Origin of the sequence: Microbacterium testaceum, assembly GCF_001476285.1 — a bacterium.
In the GTDB taxonomy this organism is placed as follows: domain Bacteria; phylum Actinomycetota; class Actinomycetes; order Actinomycetales; family Microbacteriaceae; genus Microbacterium; species Microbacterium testaceum_B.
This window is the reverse complement of the sequence record NZ_LDRU01000039.1, coordinates 16,732-37,833: the sequence shown is the minus strand read 5'-3', so window position 1 is coordinate 37,833 and position 21,102 is coordinate 16,732. Positions and strand designations below refer to the sequence as shown.

At 67.4% G+C, this 21,102-nt stretch carries 21 protein-coding genes and 1 tRNA gene; 12 read left to right on the top strand and 10 right to left on the bottom strand.

Annotation, left to right across the window (positions count from 1 at the left end; genetic code table 11):
* Nucleotides 1–137 precede the first annotated feature (137 nt).
* A complete protein-coding gene (locus tag NS283_RS08095; protein ID WP_058596353.1) occupies nt 138–935 on the top strand; it encodes an IclR family transcriptional regulator in 798 nt (265 codons plus the stop codon).
* A 3-nt stretch (nt 936–938) separates the two neighbouring features.
* Here NS283_RS08095 and NS283_RS08090 read toward each other — a convergent pair whose 3' ends face one another.
* Entirely contained in the window at nt 939–1,688 is a 750-nt protein-coding gene (locus NS283_RS08090) for an IclR family transcriptional regulator domain-containing protein (protein ID WP_058596352.1), read from the bottom strand.
* On the bottom strand, nt 1,688–3,091 hold the full coding sequence (locus NS283_RS08085) for an amino acid permease (RefSeq protein WP_241492212.1): 1,404 nt from the start codon (nt 3,089–3,091) through the stop codon (nt 1,688–1,690). The genes NS283_RS08090 and NS283_RS08085 overlap by 1 nt, the downstream gene beginning before the upstream one ends.
* A gap of 356 nt (nt 3,092–3,447) precedes the next feature.
* On the opposite strand from NS283_RS08085, the gene NS283_RS08080 reads away from it, so the two are divergent.
* The gene (locus NS283_RS08080) at nt 3,448–4,503 is read left to right on the top strand and encodes a homoserine dehydrogenase (RefSeq protein ID WP_058596351.1); all 1,056 of its coding nucleotides are present in this window, start codon (nt 3,448–3,450) and stop codon (nt 4,501–4,503) included.
* A gap of 5 nt (nt 4,504–4,508) precedes the next feature.
* On the top strand, nt 4,509–5,891 hold the full coding sequence (locus NS283_RS08075; protein WP_241492211.1) for an aldehyde dehydrogenase family protein: 1,383 nt from the start codon (nt 4,509–4,511) through the stop codon (nt 5,889–5,891).
* A gap of 74 nt (nt 5,892–5,965) precedes the next feature.
* Here the strand turns inward: NS283_RS08075 and NS283_RS08070 are convergent, their stop codons facing one another.
* Nucleotides 5,966–6,409: an Lrp/AsnC family transcriptional regulator gene (locus NS283_RS08070; protein ID WP_058596349.1), complete on the bottom strand. Its 444-nt coding sequence runs from the start codon at nt 6,407–6,409 to the stop codon at nt 5,966–5,968.
* Between the two features lie 102 nt (nt 6,410–6,511).
* Between NS283_RS08070 and NS283_RS08065 the strand changes: the two genes are divergently transcribed.
* Nucleotides 6,512–7,726, top strand: coding sequence for a trans-sulfuration enzyme family protein (locus tag NS283_RS08065; RefSeq protein WP_058596348.1), 1,215 nt, complete (start codon nt 6,512–6,514; stop codon nt 7,724–7,726).
* Here NS283_RS08065 and NS283_RS08060 read toward each other — a convergent pair.
* Nucleotides 7,717–8,457 (bottom strand): SDR family oxidoreductase, encoded by a 741-nt coding sequence (locus NS283_RS08060; RefSeq protein ID WP_058596347.1) that lies wholly within the window; start codon nt 8,455–8,457, stop codon nt 7,717–7,719. The two genes, NS283_RS08065 and NS283_RS08060, sit on opposite strands and share 10 nt — an antisense overlap.
* A 354-nt stretch (nt 8,458–8,811) precedes the next feature.
* On the opposite strand from NS283_RS08060, the gene NS283_RS08055 reads away from it, so the two are divergent.
* Together NS283_RS08055 and NS283_RS08050 are read left to right on the top strand one after the other, a co-directional pair.
* Entirely contained in the window at nt 8,812–9,432 is a 621-nt protein-coding gene (locus NS283_RS08055; RefSeq protein WP_058596346.1) for a histidine phosphatase family protein, read from the top strand.
* Between the two features lie 232 nt (nt 9,433–9,664).
* Nucleotides 9,665–10,096 carry a MarR family winged helix-turn-helix transcriptional regulator gene (locus NS283_RS08050; RefSeq protein ID WP_058596345.1) on the top strand — a complete coding sequence of 144 codons (432 nt, stop codon included), beginning with the start codon at nt 9,665–9,667 and terminating at the stop codon, nt 10,094–10,096.
* Between the two features lie 57 nt (nt 10,097–10,153).
* Here NS283_RS08050 and NS283_RS08045 read toward each other — a convergent pair whose 3' ends face one another.
* On the bottom strand, nt 10,154–11,650 hold the full coding sequence (locus NS283_RS08045; RefSeq protein WP_058596344.1) for an L-serine ammonia-lyase, iron-sulfur-dependent, subunit alpha: 1,497 nt from the start codon (nt 11,648–11,650) through the stop codon (nt 10,154–10,156).
* A gap of 150 nt (nt 11,651–11,800) precedes the next feature.
* On the opposite strand from NS283_RS08045, the gene NS283_RS08040 reads away from it, so the two are divergent.
* From NS283_RS08040 to NS283_RS08030, 3 genes are all read left to right on the top strand, one after another.
* Nucleotides 11,801–11,873 (top strand) — tRNA-Arg (locus tag NS283_RS08040).
* 219 nt (nt 11,874–12,092) lie between these two features.
* Entirely contained in the window at nt 12,093–12,437 is a 345-nt protein-coding gene (locus NS283_RS08035) for an ArsR/SmtB family transcription factor (protein ID WP_058596343.1), read from the top strand.
* Nucleotides 12,434–13,117: a cation transporter gene (locus NS283_RS08030; RefSeq protein ID WP_058596342.1), complete on the top strand. Its 684-nt coding sequence runs from the start codon at nt 12,434–12,436 to the stop codon at nt 13,115–13,117. The genes NS283_RS08035 and NS283_RS08030 overlap by 4 nt, the downstream gene beginning before the upstream one ends.
* Nucleotides 13,118–13,192: 75 nt before the next feature.
* Here the strand turns inward: NS283_RS08030 and NS283_RS08025 are convergent, their stop codons facing one another.
* From NS283_RS08025 to NS283_RS08010, 4 genes are read right to left on the bottom strand one after another with little or no spacing between them, the layout of a single operon-like run.
* Complete coding sequence (locus tag NS283_RS08025) at nt 13,193–13,477, bottom strand: Dabb family protein (protein WP_058596341.1); 285 nt, start codon at nt 13,475–13,477, stop codon at nt 13,193–13,195.
* Nucleotides 13,478–14,461 (bottom strand): GDP-L-fucose synthase family protein, encoded by a 984-nt coding sequence (locus NS283_RS08020; RefSeq protein WP_058596340.1) that lies wholly within the window; start codon nt 14,459–14,461, stop codon nt 13,478–13,480.
* Nucleotides 14,458–15,507: a GDP-mannose 4,6-dehydratase gene (gmd, locus tag NS283_RS08015; protein WP_058596339.1), complete on the bottom strand. Its 1,050-nt coding sequence runs from the start codon at nt 15,505–15,507 to the stop codon at nt 14,458–14,460. Before gmd ends, NS283_RS08020 begins: the two co-directional genes overlap by 4 nt.
* A 34-nt stretch (nt 15,508–15,541) precedes the next feature.
* Nucleotides 15,542–16,795, bottom strand: coding sequence for a glycosyltransferase (locus NS283_RS08010; protein ID WP_058596338.1), 1,254 nt, complete (start codon nt 16,793–16,795; stop codon nt 15,542–15,544).
* 55 nt (nt 16,796–16,850) lie between these two features.
* Here NS283_RS08010 and NS283_RS08005 point away from each other — a divergent pair, with 55 nt between their 5' ends.
* From NS283_RS08005 to NS283_RS07995, 3 genes are read left to right on the top strand one after another with little or no spacing between them, the layout of a single operon-like run.
* Nucleotides 16,851–17,426 carry a hypothetical protein gene (locus NS283_RS08005; protein ID WP_058596337.1) on the top strand — a complete coding sequence of 192 codons (576 nt, stop codon included), beginning with the start codon at nt 16,851–16,853 and terminating at the stop codon, nt 17,424–17,426.
* A 14-nt stretch (nt 17,427–17,440) separates the two neighbouring features.
* Entirely contained in the window at nt 17,441–18,550 is a 1,110-nt protein-coding gene (locus NS283_RS08000) for a glycosyltransferase (protein ID WP_193752648.1), read from the top strand.
* Nucleotides 18,543–19,640 carry a glycosyltransferase gene (locus NS283_RS07995; RefSeq protein ID WP_058596335.1) on the top strand — a complete coding sequence of 366 codons (1,098 nt, stop codon included), beginning with the start codon at nt 18,543–18,545 and terminating at the stop codon, nt 19,638–19,640. Before NS283_RS08000 ends, NS283_RS07995 begins: the two co-directional genes overlap by 8 nt.
* Before the next feature lie 206 nt (nt 19,641–19,846).
* Here NS283_RS07995 and NS283_RS18375 read toward each other — a convergent pair whose 3' ends face one another.
* A complete protein-coding gene (locus NS283_RS18375; protein WP_153003307.1) occupies nt 19,847–20,698 on the bottom strand; it encodes a glycosyltransferase family 4 protein in 852 nt (283 codons plus the stop codon).
* Nucleotides 20,699–21,102 lie beyond the last annotated feature (404 nt).

Below are 21,102 nucleotides of genomic sequence, written 5' to 3'. Positions count from 1 at the left end.
AGCGGATGCCGCCGATACTCGCGGACGCCGCGAGCCAGAGTAATCGATCGGACGTTCGTCGCCTCTCCCGGGCGTCCCGACGCGCGGACGCGTGACGCGGGAAGTCGTCGTTCGCGACCCCTGGCTACGCTGTGACGATGACCCCCGCCGATCGAGGAGCCGCCGTCGCCGACGACGAGGCGACGTCGACCGTCATCCGGGCCTTCGACGTCATCGCGAGCCTCGCGCTCCTCACGCGCGAGGGCCAGGGGGCTTCCGCGACGGACGTGGCCCGGGCGCTGGGACGGGAACGATCGCACGTCTCGCGCACCCTCGCCGCTCTCGCGGACCAGGACGTCGTCGCTCGCGACAGCGGGCGCCGCTACCGGCTGTCGTGGGCGTGGTACACCGCCGCCGAAGACCTCGTCGACCGGCGTCTGCGTCTCGAAGGGCTCAGCGTGCTCGACGAGCTCGCCGCGACCACGGGGGAAGCCGTCTTCCTCGGCGTTCTGCGCGGAGATACGACCGTCACGATCGTCGAGAGCGTGCCGGCGGTGTCGCGCATGATCGGCACCTGGGTGGGCCGCGCCTACCCCGCGTTCTGCAGCGACGCGGGCCAGGCGGTGCTGTGGGACGCCCCCGACGACGAGGTTCGGGCGGTCTTCGCCGCCACCGCCTTCGAGAGCGAGGGCCCTCGGGCGCCGCGCTCCGTCGACGATTTCCTGACCCGGCTGCACGCCGCCCGCGATCGCGGATACACGATCGTCGACGAGGAAGCCGAGGCCGGCCTCTACTCGGTGGCCGCTCCGGTGTGGGACTTCCGCGGCGAGGTCGTCGCCGCGGTCCAGGTCGTCGGAGAGCGGGCGGCACTGCAACCGCGCACGGCCGCGCTCGCCGATGCCTGTCTCACCGCGGCCGCCACGTTGTCGACGCGCTTGGGGCACGGCATCCACTGACGCTCAGGCCTGGGCGAGAGTGCTCAAGCGCTCCGCGCTGTCGGCGAGCAGGGCCTCGATCCGATCGTCACGACCGTTTCCGGCGGCCGAACCGCTGAGCGACACCGCCGCGATGATGCCGTGCCGACCCCGGACGGGCAGGGCGTACTCGTCGACTCCCGCCACGTACTCTTCGTGCGCGACCACCAGTCCGCGCGCCCGGTCTCGCTGCTGCAGGGCGTCAACGGCGGCGACGGTGCGAGCCGCACCGGGACCACCGACGCCGACGAACTGCGCCTCGCCGAGCAAGGCGTCGAGGTCGGCGAGCGAGTGATCCCAGAGCAGCGCCCTTCCGGCGCCCGTGCACCAGATCGGGGTGACCGCCGCGGGACGGAGGGTGCCTTCGCCGGCGGCATCCGCCCCCTCGACACGGAGCAGCAGCGCACGCGGCCCATCGGCGGCGACGACCCGCGCCGTCATGCCGAGCTGTGCCGCCATGCCCCGGAGGTGGACGCGGGCGGCGCGCAGCCACGGTTCGTGCCGCGCCCCCGCCGCGACGAAGAACGCCCGCCCCGCGCGAAGCGCCGAGGACTCGTCGCGTTCGACGAAGTCGAGGCGGCGCAGGTCCTGTGTGACGCGGGAGGCGCGACTGCGTTCGACGCCCGCGGCCTCGGCCAGGCGCGACAGCGCCCAGCCGGGCCGACCCGATCGCTCCCGCTCGACCGCGGTGTGCAGCAGGGCGAGTCCCTGCGTCAGCGAGGCGGGCGGGTTCATCAGCGTCCTTCGTGTGCGGGAGCCGCCGGCGCCTCCTCGTCGACGACGGCGGCGGGCGCGGCTCCTCGACGACCGTACCGCCACCAGAAGAACAGGTAGCACGCGACGACGAACGGGATGCCGAAGTACAGCGCCGCGACCTGGTTCGGATCGAAGGCGATCGCGACGATCGAGACGCCGAGCAGCACGAACGCGAGGATCGGCACGACGGGGTAGAACGGCGTGCGGTAGGCGAGCGTCTTCACATCACCACCCCCGCGGACGAAGGCCCGTCGGTGGAAGAACTGTGCCGCGACGATCGACATCCACACCGCGACGACGGCGAAACCGGCGATCGAGACCAGCACGAGATAGACGGTCTCGGCGGCGATCACGCTCGACACCAGGGAGACGAGTCCCACGGCCATGCTGACACTGAGGGCGACGATCGGGATGCCGCGGGAGGTGAGCTTCGTGAACGCGCGCGGTGCGTGCCCTTCTTCGGCGAGCGAGAACAGCATCCGCGCGCACGAGAAGAGGCCGCTGTTACCCGCCGAGAGCAGCGCGGTGATGATGACGAAGTTCATGATGTCGCCGGCGAAGGGCACCCCGACGTACTCGAAGACGTCGACGAAGGGGCTCGAGGTCAGGCCCGCCTGCTCGTAGGGCAGGATCGCGGCGATGACGGTGATGGAGCCGACGAAGAGCACGAGAAGGCGCAGCACCGTCGAGCGCAGGGCCTTCGGGATGTTCTGGGCGGGGTCCTTCGTCTCACCTGCGGCGACACCGATGAGCTCCGAGCCGCTGAACGCGTAGAAGACGGCGAGAGAGGTCATGAGCACGCCGGCGATACCGGTGGGGAAGAGCCCGTCCGGCGTCGAGAAGTTGCTGAACAGGACGGCCCCGGGGTGCTCGGACGACAGCGGGGTGAAGCCGAAGATCGCGGCACCGCCGAGCACGATGAGCGCGACGATCGCGATCACCTTGATGAGCGAGAACCAGAACTCCGTCTCCCCGAACACGCGCGCCGAGATCGCATTGAGGGTGAACAGGATGCCGGCGAAGATCAGGCACCACACCCACACCTCGACGCCGGGGAACCACCTCTGCATCAGGATCCCGGCCGCGGTGAACTCGGAGCCCAGGGCGACGACCCAGCAGAGCCAGTAGAGCCATGCCGTGGCGAAGCCGGTCGCGGGGCTGATCGCGCGGGCCGCGTAGATGTGGAAGGCACCCGACACGGGATAGGCCACGGCGAGCTCGCCGAGGCACGACATGACGAGATACACGACGAAGGCGCCGACCAGGTAGGCGACGATCGCCCCCAGGGGCCCGGCCTGATTGATCGTGTACCCCGAGCTGAGGAAGAGCCCCGACCCGATGACGCCGCCCAGGGCGATCATCACGAGGTGGCGCGCGTCCATGGAGCGCTGCAGGCGACGCAGCGGCACCTGTGTCGCGACGGTCTGCGGCAGGGCGTTCGGAAGGGACGTGGAGTCGGTGGAGCGTGGCATGGCGTCTCGCATTCGGAAGAAGGGGAACGGATCGCGTTTCGTGTGGCATGAACACTGCCCTGTGTTCATTTCGCACATGTTTCCTCGGACAGTAGCGGTCCCCGCCCCTGCGCTCAAGAGTGCGGAGAGTCGGGAAACCGGTCGGACAATCCGTCACCCGCACCGACATATCGGCATCCGCCGCCGCCGAAATGCCAGGCGCAGAGCGACACGACGGCGACGGACGATATCCGCAGACCCCGTCCTGCACCCTTCCGAGGAGACCCATGAACCGTCACGATCTCGCCCTCATCGGCTTCGGCGGCGTGAACCGCGCCCTGGCCGAACTCATCCGCGACCGCGGCGACGAGCTCGCGACCGAGCTCGGCTTCGCACTCCGTGTCGTCGCGATCACCGACCTGCGTCTCGGATCTCTCATGCAGGAGGACGGCATCGATCTGGACGCCGTCTTCGCTCTGGCACCGGGCGCGACGTTCGCCGGCTGGCCGGGTGGGGATGCCGAGCCCCGCAACGTCGAGGTCATCCGGAACACGACCGCCGACATCGTCGTCGAGGCGACGTTCACCAACCCGATCGACGGCGAGCCCGGCGTCTCGCACGTGCGCCTCGCCCTGGAGGCGGGGAAGAGCGTCACCACGACCAACAAGGGACCGGTTGCTCTCGCCGGTCCGCAGTTGAACGCGATCGCCGCCGCGAACGGCGTCCACTTCGCCTACGAGGGCTCCGTCGTCAGCGGTACGCCCGTGTTGCGTTTCGCCGCCTCCACCCTGCAGGGGCTGCGCGTCGACGCGGTGCGCGGCATCCTGAACGGCACGAGCAACTATGTTCTCGGCCAGATGGAGGCGGGCATGGACCTCGCCGCGGCCGTCGCGGAGGCGCAGACCCTCGGCTACGCGGAAGCCGACCCGACCGCCGACATCGAAGGCTCCGACGTACGCCTGAAGGTCGTGATCCTCGCCAACGAGGTCCTCGGCGCCGACATCACCCCCGCCGACGTGACCTGCACCGGCATCACGGGAATCACTCCCGCCGACATCGTGGATGCCGCCGCCCGCGGGCTGCGCTACAAGCTCATCGGCGCGGCCGAACGCCTGGCCGACGGCTCGGTGCGCGCGAGCGTGGAACCCGTCGCCCTCCCCCTCACCCACCCGCTGGCCGGCATCAGCGGCCCCACCAACGCGGTGTCGTTCGAGACCGATCTGCTGGGGACCGTGACCGTGAGCGGCCCCGGGGCGGGACGCGTCGAAACGGCATACGCCCTGCTCTCGGACATCATCGAGATCGACGCCCGCGTGGCGCAGACCGCGGCGGCACGGCGATGACGCTCATGACTCCCGCCGACGCTCTCGAGGTGCGCAACCCGCTCGACGACTCGGTGATCGGAAGCGTCCCGACCATCGGCGTGAACGACGTGCCCGTCGTGCTCGATCGCGCTCGCGTCGGCGCCGAGCTGTCGCGAGACCTCTCCCGCTTCGCGCGGCACGCGGTCCTGCACCGGGCGGCACAGCTGCTCGAGGACCGTGCCGACGAGGCGGCGGCGCTCATCGTGCGCGAGGCCGGCAAGACGATCCGGCAGGCCCGCAAAGAGGTGCGACGGGCCGTGACGACGCTGTCGCTCTCGGCCGAGACGGCGCGCGCGGCGACGGGTGAGGTCATCCCGTTCGACGCGTTCGAGGGGTCCGAGAACCGGAGGGGCTGGTTCACCCGCGAACCGCTCGGCATCGTCGTGGCGATCACGCCGTACAACGACGCGCTGAACCTCGTCGCGCACAAGCTCGGACCGGCTCTGGCCGGCGGCAATTCCGTGATCCTCAAGCCGTCGCCGCACACCCCGCTCACGGCGGAGTTCCTCGTCGGCATCCTCATCGACGCGGGTCTGCCCGACGAGATCGTGACGGTCGTACACGGCGATCGCGACGTGGCGGCGGCGCTGGTCTCGGCGCGCGAGGTGCGGCTCGTGTCGTTCACCGGCGGCTTCGCCACGGGCGAGGCGATCGCGCGCGGCGCGGGCCTGAAACGGCTCGCGATGGAGCTCGGCGGCAACGCCCCCGTCCTCGTGTTCGACGACGCCGACCTCGCTCACGCGGTCGACGCGTGCGTCTCGGGGGCGTTCTGGGCCGCGGGGCAGAACTGCGTCGGAGCGCAGCGCATCCTCGTGCACCGCGGCATCTACGCCGCGTTCCGCGAGCGTTTCGTCGCCGCGGCAGCGGCCCTGCGGGCGGGCGATCCGACCGACGAGGCGACCGACGTCGGGCCGATGATCACCGTGGATGCCGCGAAGCGCGCCGAGCGGGTCGTCGACGACGCCGTGCGCGCCGGTGCCCGCGTGCTCGCCGGTCATCGCCGCGACGGCTCGGTCTACGCCCCGACGGTCGTGGAGGGAGTCGCTCTGTCGTGCGAGCTGTGGGCCGACGAAGCGTTCGCCCCCGTCGTCGTCCTCGCGCCGTTCGACACCGAGGACGAGGCCGTCACCCAGGCGAACGACATCGACTACGCCCTGCACGCCGGGCTGTTCACCCGCGACCTCGGCCGCGCCCTGCGCGTGGCGGAGCGCCTGGAGGCCGGGGGCGTCATGATCAACGACTCCTCCGACTACCGCGTCGACAGCATGCCGTTCGGCGGGGCCAAATACGGGAGCATGGGCCGCGAAGGAGTGCGCTTCGCCTACGAGGAGATGACCCAGCCCAAGGTCGTGTGCATCAACGCATGACCCTCGGATGCCACGCCCTCCGGTCACGAGCACGAGGGCGTGGCATCCGCTCGATGTCTCCTCAGCTCCAGGCGTCAGGAGCGGTCGATGACCCGCGTCAGCGAGACCGACGTGACGGTGTCGGAGACCCCGGGAAGCGCCGCGATGCTCTCCCAGATCTGGCCGATGCGGTCCATCGACTCCGCGCGCAGGGTCACGAGCAGGTCGAACTGCCCCGAGAGGATGTCGCACTGGACCACCTCGGGGATGCGCGTGAGCTCGGTGATGACGCCCGCGCCGCGCATGCGATCCGCGCGGTACACCAGCACGATCGCGGTGACGCGCCCGTCGTCGGCGCGACCGCGGGCGAGGGTGTAGCCGGCAATGAGACCGTCGCGCTCCATGCGCTCCATGCGCTGCTTCACGGCGTTGCGCGACAGGTGAACGCGAGCCGCCAGCGTCACGAGCGGGATCCGGGCGTCGGTCCGCAACTCGTTCAGGATGCGCTCGTCGACGGCGTCGATGCGGGGACCGGCCATGAGTGCTCCTCGTGCAAATTAGACACTCGCGCGTGTCTATATTGCACGCTAGGGTAGCTCAGATCGATCGCCCCGTCACCCGGCGACAGGAAGGCCACAGCGATGACGTCACGACCCGACCGCACCGACGCCGCCACCCTCGCCGAGGCGAGCCTCGCCGTTCACGCCGGCATCGAGCTCGACAGCACGAGGGCTCTGCGCACACCGCTCGTGATGGCGAACTCCTTCGCCCTGCCCGACGATCCCAGCGAGATCAGCTGGTCGGCGACCGCTCCCGGCCTCTACACACGCAACACCGGCGTCAACCAACAGGCCCTCGAGCGCAAGCTCGCCGCCCTCGAGGGTGGCGAGGACGCGGTGGCCCTGGCATCCGGAGTCGCCGCCCTGCACGCGGTGTTCTTCACCCACGTCGGCGCGGGCGACCACGTCGTCGTCAGCGACGTCGTCTACGAAGCGACCTGGCGCCTCTGGACCGAGCTGCTCCCCCGCCGCTACGGCATCCAGGCGAGCTTCGTGGATGTGACGGATCAGGATGCCGTGCGCGCGGCGATGCGGCCCGAGACACGCCTCGTGTGCGTCGAAGCGATTGCCAACCCCACCACCAAGGTCGCCGACATCGCGATGCTCGCCGAGATCGCGCACGCCGGCGGGGCGATCCTCATGGTCGACTCGACCTTCACGCCCCCGCCGTTCTACCGCCCGCTGTCCGACGGTGCCGATCTCGTCGTCCATTCGCTGACGAAGTACATCAACGGCCACGGCGACGCGATGGGCGGCGCGGTGATCGGTCGCACCGAGCTGATCGAGCCGATCAAGGCCGACGCCATGGTCGACGTCGGCGGTGTCATCTCGCCCTTCAACGCGTGGATGATCCAGCGCGGCTCGGTCACTCTTCCGCTGCGGCTGCGCCAGCACTTCACGTCGGCACAGCGGGTCGCCGAGTTCCTCGAGGCCGATCCGCGCGTGGCGTTCGTCGCGTACCCGGGGCTGGCATCCCACCCCGGGCACGCGCTCGCTCGGCGGCAGTTCGGGGGTGACGCGTACGGCGGCATGATGGCGCTCGCCCTCGACGGCGACCCCGATGCGCAGAATCGGTTCGTGGCGAACCTGCGCCTGATCACTTCGGGTTTCTCGCTCGGCCACGACGACAGCCTCATCGTGCACACCGCCGCCGACGGTCCCCGCACCGCGACCTATCCGGCAGAGTTCCGCCGGTACGGTCACCTTCGCCTCTCGGTGGGTCTCGAAGACGCCGACGACCTGCTCGCCGACCTCGCGGCGGCTCTGGACGCGACGCCTCTCCGACGTCAGGACTGATCCAGCCACTCCGCGAAGGTCTGGTGGCCCTGCCGCGACGCGTCCGGCGTCCCCCGGAGTCGACCCGAGCTCATGGCTTTCCCCATCGCCCCCGGGAGCGGAACCTCGACCACCGGGCGTCGGCTTCCCCGTCGCGCAAGAAGCGCCCGGACCATGTCGACGAGGATCTCGTTTCGCGGCCCGACGAGGTCGGTCGCTTCGCCCGCGGGGCCGGCCTCGGCGAGGTCGACCAGGGCGTCGGCCACCTCGGCGGCCGCGACCGGCCGGACGCGCGCCCGAGGCACGACGACGAGCGGCCCCACCGATCCGCGCTCGACGGTCTGCGCCGCGAACTCGTGGAACTGTGCGGCGCGCAGCAGAGTCCACGGCAGCACACCCGCACGGACAGCGCGTTCCTGCTCCTCCTTCGCCCCGTAGTACGAAGACCTGACCCCGTCGATACCGACGATGGACAGCGCCACCAGGTGCGAGACCCCCGCTGCCGCGCCGGCCTCCTGGAGCGTTCGCGACACCGCGAGGAAGTAATCGGTCGCCCGTTTCCGTGACAGCGTCTGGATGCCACTGACGTCGATGATCGTGTCGACTCCGGCGAGCGCGTCTTCGGACAGCCCCTTCGTGAGGTCGTGCCCGCTCGACCGGGTGAGCGAGACGACCTCGTGGCCTCGGGCCCGGGCCACTCGATGGACGTGGGACCCGACGACTCCCGTCGCACCGCACACGGCGACCTTCATGAGTTCCTCCCCGGGCGGTCACGCCCCTCGTGCACGCCTTCGCTCAGCGTGGCACGGCAGGGCTGACGAGCGTCGACCGATCCTTCGAGGGTGGACGAACCTGCCTGTGCCGTGACGAGAATCGATGAACCGTCTATGAATCACGAAAAGATAACGCCGACCTCTTCCCCTCCGTTATCTCACCGTTATAGAGTGCTCGCACGGTAGTTGTTTTGCTGTGGCGACTACCGGCATGTGATTGCAGGACACTCTGGTGCAGAGATTGGGCCGGTCGAGTTTCTCGGCCGGCCCTTCTTCTGTTCTTCGCCCGTTTTCCGCCACCGCGAAAAGCATCCGAAGCGGGAGGATGAGGGAGTGAACGACGCAGATCTCACGGAACCCGACGGACGCCTCGTGCTCGTGCGCCACGGCGAGACCGAGTGGAGCCGCACGGGCCGCCACACCGGGCTCACCGACATCCCCCTCACCGAGACGGGCGCCTACAAGGCCGAGCTCGCGGGAACGCTCCTCGCGACGCGCCGCTTCGACCTCGTGCTCACGAGCCCCCTCCAGCGAGCGGTGGAGACCGCAGCCAGAGCCGGCTACCCCGACGCACCGCTGGAGCCGCGGCTGGTTGAATGGGACTACGGCGCCTACGAGGGGCTGACGACACCCGAGATCATCGAGCAACTGGGCCACCCCTGGACCATCTGGCAGGCGGGCGCTCCCGCCGGTGCCACTCCGGGCGAGAGCATCGAGCAGGTCACCGCACGTGCGGCATCCCTTCTGGACGACCTGCGCCCTCGCCTGCAGCGCGGCGAACAGATCCTCGTGTTCTCGCACGCCCACTTCCTCCGCGCCCTCGCGGGGGTATGGCTCGGCCTGACCGCCGCCGGCGGGCGGTACTTCGTGCTCGGCACCTCAGCCGTGAGCGAGCTGGGCTTCGAGCACGGCAACGCGGTCATCACGCAGTGGAACCACGTCCGCGGGCGCTGATGACGAGTGATCACAAAAAGATAACGCCGCCCTCTTCCCTTCCGTTATCTCACCGTTATAGAGTGCTCGCACGGTAGTTGTTTTGCTGTGGCAGCTACCGACATGTGATTGCAGGACACTCTTGGTGCAGGGATAAGGGCCGGTCGGAAGCCTCTCCGACCGGCCCTTACTCTTTCTCCCCGCCCCGCGTCGACCTCGCCGCACGACCGATGCGTCCCTCTATCGTGGAAACATGACCGATCGCCGCCTCGCCGTCCAGGCCTGGGAGAGCCTTTTCCGGGCGCAGCACGAGGTCTTCGAAGAACTGCGATCGGACTTCGAGGGCACCGAGCTGACGCAGGCCGAGTACGACGTGCTCCTCACTGTCACCCGCGCCCCCGAGATGACCGCGCGTCTGCGCGACGTGACGGGGAACATGCTGATCAGCCAGCCGAGCGTCTCGCGCTTGGTCGAGCGCATGGTCGCTCGCGGCCTCCTCACGAAGTGCGCCGACCCCGAAGACGGCCGCGGCTCGCTCGTCACCGCGACCGAAGCGGGCGCTGTGATGTTCCGCAGAATCGCCGCCGCCCACGGGCGTTCGATCGCCGACCGGATGGCCCGCCTCGACGACGACGAGCTCGCGCAGCTGCACGCACTGACCGCGAAGCTCCGCGGCGAGCGCTGACCCGATCGGACCCACCGCGCCTGGCGGCCTCACGACCGTCCAAACGGCGCAGCCGCGTCAGCACTCGATGACGTTGACCGCGAGGCCGCCTTCGCTCGTCTCCTTGTACTTGGTCGACATGTCGATGCCGGTCTGACGCATCGTCTCGACGACGGCATCCAGCGACACGTAGTGCGAGCCGTCTCCGCGCAGCGCCAGACGTGCCGCGGTCACGGCGGTCGACGCGGCGATCGCGTTGCGCTCGATGCACGGGATCTGTACGAGCCCACCCACCGGGTCGCAGGTGAGCCCGAGGTGGTGCTCCATGGCGATCTCGGCGGCGTTCTCGATCTGGCGGTTCGTTCCGCCCATCACAGCCGTCAGACCACCCGCGGCCATCGCGCAGGCGGATCCGACCTCGGCCTGGCATCCGCCCTCCGCACCCGAGATCGACGCGTTCGCCTTGAACAGCGAGCCGAGCGCCGTCGCCGTCAACAGGAATCGACGGATGCCACGACGCCGGTTCGCCTCGGCCACGTCGCCGTCATCCCACCCGGCGACCTCACCGCGCGTCACGGCGTGGCCGTCGTAGCCGAGCAGGGCGCTCCCGACCAACTCGCCGTAGGGCGTGACGGCGTTGCCGGCGCCGAGCCCGGAGTCGGCGAGGAACCGCCACCAGTACATCGCCACGGCCGGCAGGATGCCCGCGGCGCCGTTCGTCGGCGCCGTCACGACGCGCCCTCCGGCCGCGTTCTCTTCGTTCACGGCGAGCGCGAACGCCCCGAGCCATTCCCCCGGCAGCTCGCGGTGCCCCTCGGCTTCGATCTCTTCGAGCTGTTGCCGGATCACCGCCGCACGGCGCTTGACCTTCAGGATGCCGGGAAGCACACCGTCGTGCTCGAGTCCGGCGTTGACGCAGGCGGCCATGGCATCCCAGATCCGGTCGAGGCCCGCGGCGATCTCTTCGTCGGACCGCAGGGCCTCTTCATTGCGTCGTGCCGCCTCGGCGATCGTGATGCCCTGCTCGTCGCACAGCTCGATGAGGGTGGCCGCGTCATCGAACGCGAGCGGGAAGGGTGCAGCCGCCACGCGAGCGGGCTCCCCCTCGCGCCGGATGAACCCACCGCCGATCGAGTAGTAGGTGTCTTCCGCGATCACGTGGTCGCGCACATCGCGCGCAACGAGGGTCATGGCGTTGGGGTGGCCGGGCAGACGTCTCCGCGGCTCGAGCGAGATGTCGGCCTTTTGAAAGCGGACCGCGTGCGACCCGGCGAGCGGGAGTTCACGCCCGTCGGGCCAGTCCACCCACAGCCGCCGGACGGCATCCGGGTCGACGGTCTCGGGATCCCAGCCGTGCAGCCCTGCGACGACGGCGTCAGGTGTCCCGTGCCCGATACCTGTCGCGCCGAGTGAGCCGTAGAGGTAACACGACACATACGTCACGCGGCCCAGGATGCCCTCGCTCTCGAGTCGGGTGGCGAACTGGAGGGCGGCCTTCATAGGGCCGACGGTGTGGGAGCTCGAGGGTCCGATCCCGATGGAGAACAGCTCGAACGCGGAGGTGTAAGCGCTCATTCGGCCAGCGTACGTCCCGCCCCGTCCGGACACCCCGTCGTCACCCTCGCGCCACGCCCGGGATGCACGCCGTTCCGGGCCGATTAGACGTCTCCGTCGGTCGCGGCTATGCTGGACCACGGCCTGCGCGCCGTTTCGCGCGGAGGCCCTGCGCCCGTAGCTCAATGGATAGAGCATCTGACTACGGATCAGAAGGTTAGGGGTTCGAGTCCCTTCGGGCGCACACTGTGTTGAGACAGTAATGAGGTCCGGTTCGGAAGTTTTTCCGACCGGGCCTCGTCTCATTTCTCCGGGCATCGCCCTCAAGCCCGGCGCCTCGCGGGCATTCTGCGCGACGGCCCTCACGGCCGGCGGCGCGATGCAGTCTCCCGCGAGAGTGATTCCCGCAGCACCACGACAGTACATTGATTTCTTAATTCATCAATTCATGTACTATCGGTGCATGTCCTCCGCGACCCTCACCGCCACGGTCACGCACACCGCGGCGTTGTCCCGCCTCGGCCATGCGCTCTCCGACTCGACGCGCACGGGCGTCCTCCTGGCGCTGCGCGAGGCTCCGGCGTACCCGTCCGACCTGGCCGACGCGCTCGGAGTGTCTCGGCAGGTCATGTCGAATCAGCTCGCGTGCCTTCGCGGGTGCGGACTCGTGGAGGCCGTGCCGGACGGGCGGCGCACCTGGTACCGACTCGCCGACCCGCGCCTCGCGCCCGTGCTCGACGAGCTGATGCGCGTTGTGCTCGTCGTCGAGCCGGGCTGCTGCACGGGGGAAAGCTGCACCTGCGTATGACGACCACCGTCCCTCGGCCCACTCACGAGCGCCGCCTCGTCCTCGAACGGCGCATCAGGTTGATCGTCACGGCGACGATCGCCTACAACCTCGTCGAAGCCGTTGTGGCGATCGCGGCGGGCACCGTCTCCTCGTCGACAGCCTTGATCGGGTTCGGCCTGGACTCCACCATCGAGGTCGTCTCGGCGGCAGCGGTCGCCTGGCAGTTCACGCGCCGCGATCCCGAGCGGTGGGAGACGGGCACACTACGCGTCATCGCCCTTGCGTTCTTCGCCCTCGCCGCCTACGTCACCGCCACGTCGGTGCTCGCCCTCGCGGGAGGGATCGACGCTCAGCACTCCACGGTCGGCATCACGCTCACCGCGCTCAGCGTGGTCATCATGCCGTTCCTCTCCCTGGCGGAGCGTCGAGCAGGCCGTGAGCTGCAATCGGCGACCGCCATCGCCGACTCGAAGCAGACCCTGATCTGCACCTACCTCTCCGCCGCGGTGCTCGTCGGGCTCGCCGCGAACAGTCTGTTCGGGTGGTGGTGGGCTGACGCGATCGCCGGACTTGTCATCGCCGCATTCGCGATCCGCGAGGGCATCGAAGCATGGCGAGGCGACGCCTGCGCCACCTCCGTGGGGATGCTCCTGGAAGGGCAAGCCGACCACGACCACGACCACACCACCCGGGCCTGAGAATGACAGCCGCCGAAATACGGTCGGCGACGATCATCCCGTTCGACGGAGGATGGATGCCACGACACCGCCGCGTCAGTTCGGCTCCCAGTCCCCCACCCACCAGTCGCTAATCCCAGCCATTCGCTTTCTCACGCGAACGTGCTCCTCGGTCACACGCCATTCCTCGAACGCCGCGCGGTCGACGAACGTCCCGTCCTCGACGATCACGCGCCCTTTGCGCGTATCCAGCGACAGCGCGATATCCCACGAGAGGATGCCGGGCCACTCCCCCACAGCCCGCAGCTCGGCGATGGCCACTGAAACGTCCGGGTCCGCGACATCGTCACGGACCCGGAACAGAACGACGTGCCGGAACACCTACTGACGCAGAGCGCCGACATGGTTGCGGTACCAGGCGACGGTGCGCTCCATACCCTCTTCGAGCGAGATCTTCGCGGTCCAGCCGGCCTCGGCCAGCTTCGACACGTCGAGGAGCTTCTGCGGAGTGCCGTCGGGCTTGGAGGTGTCCCACTCCGTCTCGCCCTCGAAGCCGGTCACGCGCGCGATCGTTTCGGCGATCTCGCGGATCGTCACGTCCGACCCCGTGCCCACGTTGACCTGGTCGGGTCCGTCGTAGTGCTCGAGCAGGTGCAGACACGCGTCGGCCATGTCGTCGGCGTGCAGGAACTCGCGTCGCGGCGTTCCCGTGCCCCAGTTGGTGACGCTCGCCGCCCCTGCCTGCGCCGCCTCGTCGTAGCGACGGATCAGCGCCGGGAGCACGTGCGAGCCCTGCGGCGAGAAGTTGTCATTCGGCCCGTAGAGGTTCGTCGGCATCGCGCTGATCCACGGCAGACCGTACTGGCGGCGCACCGCCTGGGTCTGCAGGATGCCGGCGATCTTGGCGATCGCGTACGCGTCGTTCGTCGGCTCGAGGTGGCCCGTAAGGAGCGAGTCCTCACGGATGGGTTGCTCCGCGAACTTCGGGTAAATGCACGACGACCCGAGGAACAGCACCCGCTCCACGTCATTTGCGAGAGCCGCGTCGAGCACGTTGACCTGAATGCGCATGTTGTCGCTGAGGAAATCGACCGGGTAGGTCGAATTCGCCAGGATGCCACCGACCTTCGCCGCAGCCAACACGAGGTACTTCGGCTTGATCTCTCCGACGTAGGCGAAGACGGCGTCGCGGTCTTTCAGATCGAGTTCCGCCGAGGTCTTCCCGACAATGTTGTCGAAGCCCGCCGCCTCGAGCCGTCGAACGATCGCCGACCCCACGAGTCCCCGGTGTCCGGCGACGTAGAACGTCGCATCGCGGTCCAGTTCGTGCGGGGTGTAGCTCACGCCGTCAACAGCGGTACTCACGCACGCGCCCCCAACAGCTCCGCGTTGCTCCACGTCGGGAGCGACACCGTGTCGATCCACTCGGGGCCTTTCTCGAGGGCGGTGATGTCGGCGTCGACCATGATCCTCGCGAGTTCGTCACCGCGTACCGAAGGCACCCAGCCGAGCTTGTCGGCCGCCTTGGTGGGGTCGCCGATCAGAGCGTCGACCTCGGTCGGCCGGAGGTAGCGCTCGTCGAACTTGACGAATTCCTGCCAGTCGAGGCCCACGTGTCCGAAGGACGTCTCGAGGAACTCGCGGATGGTGTAGCCCACGCCCGTGGCGAGCACGAAGTCTTCCGGAGTGTCGGCCTGCAGAATGCGCCACATGCCTTCGACGTATTCGGCGGCGTAGCCCCAGTCGCGGATTGAGTCGAGGTTGCCGAGGTAGAGGTCGTTCTGCAGACCCGCCTTGATGCGGGCAACAGCACGCGTGATCTTGCGCGTGACGAAGGTCTCACCACGACGGGGCGATTCGTGATTGAACAGGATGCCGTTCACCGCGAACATGTCGTATGCCTCGCGGTAGTTCTTGGTGATCCAGTAGCTGTAGAGCTTGGCGGCCGCGTAGGGAGAGCGCGGGTAGAACGGCGTCTCCTCGTTCTGCGGAGGCGGCGTCGCACCGTAGAGCTCCGAGGTCGAGGCCTGGTAGTACTTCGTGTCGATTCCCGACAGGCGGACGGCCTCGAGGAGGCGGATCGTCCCGGTACCCGTCGTGTCGGCCGTGTGCTCGGGCTCATCGAACGAGACACGCACGTGCGACTGCGCGGCGAGGTTGTAGACCTCATCGGGGTTGATCTCCGACATCAGCGTGACGAGCCGCGCGCCATCGGAAAGGTCGCCGTAATGCAGGAAGAGCTTGGCTTCGGGGTCGTGCGGATCGACGTAGAGGTGGTCGATTCGACTGGTGTTGAAGGTCGAGGCACGGCGAATGACGCCGTGCACCTCATATCCCTTCGCGAGAAGAAGTTCGGCCAGGTAGGAACCGTCTTGACCGGTGATGCCTGTAATCAGGGCGCGTTTTGCCACGTTGTTTCCGCCGTTCGGGAAGCGAGAAAGAGAGTCAAACAGGAGTCTTCACGGCGGCTTCGGCGGTCAGATCCGCGAGCAGACTATCGAATCGCTCGATAGCGAATGTTTCGTTCAGGACGGTCTCTTTGTAACGTTTGCCGTTCTCGCCCATCCGGAGCCCCTCTGCGGGGTCTGCAGCCAGGGCGATTGCGCCGTCCAGAAGGGCTTCGGGATCGCCCGCGGCAACGATCATCCCGGCGTCGGCGTTGTGCACTTCTTGGGCGGTGATGCCCAGTGCATCGGTGGCCGCGAGAACCGGTCGACCGGACGTGAAATACGACGTCAACTTGCTCGGCACGCACATTTCAGCAACGCCTGGCAGCTCGTTCACCAACAACATGTCGGCAGACTGCAGGATCGCGGCGAAAGCAGCGTCATCAAGCGGCGGCAGAAGCTCGGTCGTCGTGGGTTCCTGCGCGATTCGCTCGATGAGCTCATCCCGCTGGGCACCATTACCGACGAGCACGAAGCGCACCCGTTCGCCACGTCGATGGGCAAGCCGGCCCGCGTCAACAACGTGGTGGAGCCCTTGCTTGGTGCCCATGTTGCCGGTGTGGACAACGACGGTCTCATCGTCACCCCAACCGTGCGATGCCCGCACGGCCGCGACGTCGACGACGGCAAGAGGTGCCAGATGCGTCCAGTTTCGGATCACGGCGATGCGCTCCAGCGCGACACCGAAATCAGCGTGCACGCGGTCAGCGAACCGGTCATGGATGACGACCACCATGGTGGCCGAGCGCAGCAGCCAGCGCTCGAGCCCCCGAATCACGCGTCCTGACACTCCTCCGCCCCGGCCGATCTCCGTCATACCGATGCCGTAGAGATCTTGCACCCACACGACGAAGGGGGTTTCGCGATGCGACAACAGCGAGCGAGCGCGAACGATGGCGGAAGAAATCAGAGCGGGCGAAATCGCGACGATCGCCGACGGCTGCCCCCATCGGGCGAAAACCTGTCGGATTCCAAATGTGGCTTCGGAGAGGGCCCTGGGCAATGACGAGGGCCGCTCCGGAACAAAGTGCCGTACGCGGTGCACGTCGACACCCTGAATCCGTTCGCTGTACGACCACTGCCCGTAACCTGCCGTGATCTTCCAGTCCGGATAATGAGGGTGCGCCACCACCGCTCGGACCTCGTGTCCCTGCCGCGTCAGACCCTCAGCCATGGCGCCGGTGTACGGGGAAATTCCCGTAGTCTCCGGGGGGTAGTTCAGCCCGAAGATGAGCGTTCGCGGAGGTTGCACGGGACTGAGAATACCTCCGCCACCGTTACGAGACAGTTACAAGAGAGGGACCACCGTGAGCGACATTCCGGTGATCGATCTTTCGAAGGCCCCCGGTGAGCGGGCCGCCTGGGATCGCCCGGCTTGGCGGGTGTATTTATGGGCGATTTGCGAGCTGATATTCATAACGAATCCATGGCAAATCAGCTCACGCCTGCGCATACACGTGCTGCGAGCCTTCGGGGCAGAAATCGGTCCAGGCGTGATCTTCCGTCCGCGCACCCGCGTGAAGCTTCCTTGGAAGCTCCACATCGGTGACCGCTCGTGGATCGGCGAGGGGGTCTGGTTTCACAATCAAGATCACGTCTATGTCGGCCACGATGTCGTGCTCTCTCAAGAGGCGTTTCTCACCACAGGCAGTCACGCGCACCGCCGCGACATGGCCCTCATCACGCGCCCCATCCGCATCGACGACGGGGTGTGGGTGACATCTCGGTGCGTCGTGCTCGGGGGGAGCCACATCGGCCGGAGCGCGTTGTTGCGGCCCATGAGCCTCGTCGATGGCTGCGTCATCCCCGCCGGGGAGGTCTGGGGCGGAAACCCCGTGAAGTTCGTGGCATCGCGCTTCCCGACGTCTGCGGTGCCACGGTGAGGATCGCGCATGTCGTGACGTACGCGTCCGCCAACGGCGCGTTCGGCGGACCCACCCGGGTTGCGTTCGCGCAGGCCGAGGCGCTCGCGCGACAGGGCCACGCGGTCACCGTGTACGCCGGAACACCGCGGGCCGAGTGCGTAGACATGCCACAAGACGGCTACCGCCTGCGCACCTTCCCCGTGCGTCGTCTCGCGCCTTTCGGAGGGTTTGCGACGCTGTGGCCCACTGGATTGCAACGTGCCCTGCGTAGTGACCTCGAGCGCACGGACGTCGCCCACATCCATCTCGCGCGAGACCTGACCACCCTTCCGGCCGCGCTACACGCGGACATGATGCGGCTCCCGTACGTCGTTCAGCCACACGGCATGGTGGATGCGTCAAGTCGTCCCCTCGCGAGGGCGCTTGATGCCATCGCGACGCGCCGGGCGTTGCGCAATGCCCGCACATGGTTGGTTTTGACCGACGCGGAACGCTCTGAACTCGCCGCTCTGGCGTCGGCACGACGCGTCGTGTCGATTCCGAATGGCGTCGACCCCCAGCCCTTGCCCACAGCCGAGGGGCGTCCGGACGAGGTGCTCTTCCTCGCCAGGCTGCACGAGCGCAAGCGCCCACTCGCCTTCATCGAGATGGCACGAATGCTCTCCGAACGACTACCGACGACGACGTTTCGCCTCTTCGGCCCGGATGAGGGCGAGGGTGCCGCGGTAACGAGGGCGATCTCGGAGGCAGGGATGGGCGACCGCCTAGTGTGGGAGGGCGCACTCGCCCCGAGTGAGACGGCGAAAGCCCTAGCCGCAGCACGCGTGTACGTCTTGCCTGCCGTGAACGAGGTCTTCCCCATGTCTATCCTCGAGGCATTCTCCGCCGGAACCCCGGTCGTAACGACGTCGTCCCTCGGCATCGCACCGGAGTGCGAGCGCTACGGTGCCGCACTCGTCACCGACGGCTCCCCCGCCGGCCTCGCCGATGCGGTCCAATCGATCTACTCGTCTCCCTCTCGCCGCCACGAACTCCGGGAAGGCGCGCGGCGCTACATCGCAGAAGAGCTCGACATTGCGGGCGTGGCTGAGACCCTCGAACACGAGTACGAACTCGCTTGCGCGGGTCTGCGCCATGCGTGAGCTCGCGATCGTCCAGCCGTACGTCCCGCAGTACCGAGTGCCGTTCTTCGAGGGGCTCTCTCGTGCTCTGGAAGCTGATGGCGTCACTCTGCGAGTAATCGCCGGCACCCCGACGGGGGCGCAAGAAGCTCGTGCCGACGCCGCGCAGGCCGATTGGCTCGAGACGGTCACACCGAGGGGACTCGACATCGGTTCGAGGCACCTATCGTTGACGTATTCTCGCTCGCTGTGGCGCAACGCGGATGCCGTCATCGTTCCGCATCAGGGGACGTCACTGGATGCCGTCTCAGCGATCGCGTACCGCGGAAGCCGGCGGGTGGGCGTATGGGGGCATATTGCGCCCTACACATCTCCCTTGAACGTCATCGACGGGGCCATCGAACGGTGGCAGTTGCGCCGCGCCCGCCATGTCTTCGCCTACATGCCGGGCGGGGCAGAGTTCGCGCGACGGGTCGGAGTTGAGAGCAGCCGCATCACGACGGTCATGAATAGCATCGATTCCGCGGACCTCGAAAGTGAGCTCACGCACCAGAGCGCCACCCTTGCGCGCGCATCACTGCATGCCCGCGGCGTTCCCGACGGACGATACCTCGCCTACGTCGGTGGTCTCGACGAGAGCAAACGCATCACCTTCCTCGCTCGCGCCCTCGATGTCCTCCACGGTCGCAATAGCGACGTGCATCTCGTAGTGCTGGGGACCGGCGAGCAATCTGGGATTTTAGGTCCGGCAGCAGCCCGCGGCCAGGTCACGCTGCTCGGCTACGGCGGCACGGCGGACAAAGCCGCGGTCCTCCTCGGCGCGGAGGCGGTCGTCAACCCGGGCCGTATCGGGCTCATCGCCGTTGATTGTCTGGCGTCTCGCACTCCTCTCATCACGACCGAGTGGCCGTGGCACGCCCCCGAGGTCGAGTACCTCACGAAAGGTGTGCACATGCATGTCGCCGCCAATGATGTGAGCGCATTCGCCGATGCCATGGATCGAGGTGCGTCCGGGGCTCTCGCGCCTGCCGATGACGCATGGCCCGACCCGCCCACGATCCAGGCGATGGTTCAGAACTTTCGATCCGGCGTCCGGCGACTGTTGCGGTAGCAGTCGCGCGCCACAGCAGCCTTTTCGATCCGATCGCGGACGTTCACCGCAAACATAGGACGTTTGCTAAGCGATGCGAAGGCTTCGTTGGAACTGGCAGGCGGCCTACTCTCTTGTACGTCAAATCGCATCGGATCCAACCATTGAATCCCTGCTACCGAGTTCGAACCCGACGCATCGCGTCGCGCCGCGCGGCACCAACGTGCCTAAGTGAGCTTGTTCAGTGCATCCCGGATACCGACCCGGAACTCGCGCCATGAACGCCACGCCGCCATCCGACTGTTCGCGTGTGGATCCACCTGCCCATCCTCGAAGGCAGCAATATGCGATTCCATCGCGGCCATCAGCTCTGCAATGCTGCCGGGCTGGATCACCTGGCCCACCGGGCTGGAGAGCGCTAGGTCTGGCAGACCCGTGTTTGTTGTCCCGATCAGCGAGCAGCCCCTAGCCAATGCTTCACCTAGAACGAGCCCGAAACCTTCGACAAGACTGGGCAGGACGAGCGCAGAAGCCGAGTCATATAGGTCGCCCAGCTCGGCGTGAGACACAGGTCCACTGACAGTCACAGATGGCAACCCGTGAAGGGTTTGAGCAATAAGAGGATCCATTCTTGAAGCGACCACTCGCATCTTCCATCCGGGCGGCTGAAGCCTTCTCCAAGCCTCCGCCAGAAGATGAAGCCCCTTACGCTGAACCCCCTGCCCGACGAAGAGGAAGACGCGGTCACGCTGCTGACTGACCACTGCGGGGGGCGAAGGGCAGCCGTAGGGAACGACACGGATTCGCTCCACGGGGATACCCGACATAACGAGCCCGCGAGCAGTGAAAGTCGAGGCACAGATCGCACCTGTGGCGAATTCGACCTCTACCCCTTCTTTCAGCTTGCGCTTGTCATCGACCTCTTCAAGTTCACGCTGCCAATTCTCACGATCACCCAGTTCATCGAGACCCATGGCCTCCGAAATAACGTGCACGTTGGGGTGATACTGGAACAGAATTCGAGTTTTAGTGGCCGCTTGGCGGAACGCACGCCATGCATAGTTTGAGTAGATCAACAAGCCATCTTCTGGACGTTGAGCGGACTCACACGCGAGAACTTTCGCGAGTCGATCGTCAACGACATGGGACGGAAATGCACTTCGCAAACCAAGGCGCTTCGTAGCTTCGTATCTTAGCTGCGGGATGAGCGCCCCGGGGACGGGCCGCACATGGGAGGCGGGTATCAGAGATGATTTGCGATGCGATAGCCACCCCAAGCGGGGAATTGAGCGCCCATGGTAATAGTCCGTTACGAGCGTCGAGAGAACCCCTTCTTCCGCGAGAGCACCAGGAACTTCGTACCCGTCTCTATCTCTATTGAAACCAACTATGAACCGCACTGGCACCTTCTCTCGGAAGGAAATCGCTGATATGAGACTTGCATTCGACCTTAGAAAAAGTCATCTCGCGCCGCGGGCCTCCG

Bases quoted from the DNA above. Each gene is read 5' to 3' on its own strand.
- NS283_RS08080 (WP_058596351.1), top strand. From the start codon at position 3,448: ATGAACCGTCACGATCTCGCCCTCATCGGCTTCGGCGGCGTGAACCGC.
- NS283_RS08045 (WP_058596344.1), bottom strand. From the start codon at position 11,650: ATGAGCGCTTACACCTCCGCGTTCGAGCTGTTCTCCATCGGGATCGGA.
- NS283_RS08030 (WP_058596342.1), top strand. From the start codon at position 12,434: ATGACGACCACCGTCCCTCGGCCCACTCACGAGCGCCGCCTCGTCCTC.
- NS283_RS07995 (WP_058596335.1), top strand. From the start codon at position 18,543: ATGCGTGAGCTCGCGATCGTCCAGCCGTACGTCCCGCAGTACCGAGTG.
- NS283_RS08075 (WP_241492211.1), top strand. From the start codon at position 4,509: ATGACTCCCGCCGACGCTCTCGAGGTGCGCAACCCGCTCGACGACTCG.
- NS283_RS08065 (WP_058596348.1), top strand. From the start codon at position 6,512: ATGACGTCACGACCCGACCGCACCGACGCCGCCACCCTCGCCGAGGCG.
- NS283_RS08095 (WP_058596353.1), top strand. From the start codon at position 138: ATGACCCCCGCCGATCGAGGAGCCGCCGTCGCCGACGACGAGGCGACG.
- NS283_RS08050 (WP_058596345.1), top strand. From the start codon at position 9,665: ATGACCGATCGCCGCCTCGCCGTCCAGGCCTGGGAGAGCCTTTTCCGG.
- NS283_RS08090 (WP_058596352.1), bottom strand. From the start codon at position 1,688: ATGAACCCGCCCGCCTCGCTGACGCAGGGACTCGCCCTGCTGCACACC.
- NS283_RS08060 (WP_058596347.1), bottom strand. From the start codon at position 8,457: ATGAAGGTCGCCGTGTGCGGTGCGACGGGAGTCGTCGGGTCCCACGTC.
- NS283_RS08035 (WP_058596343.1), top strand. From the start codon at position 12,093: ATGTCCTCCGCGACCCTCACCGCCACGGTCACGCACACCGCGGCGTTG.
- NS283_RS08070 (WP_058596349.1), bottom strand. From the start codon at position 6,409: ATGGCCGGTCCCCGCATCGACGCCGTCGACGAGCGCATCCTGAACGAG.
- NS283_RS08085 (WP_241492212.1), bottom strand. From the start codon at position 3,091: ATGGACGCGCGCCACCTCGTGATGATCGCCCTGGGCGGCGTCATCGGG.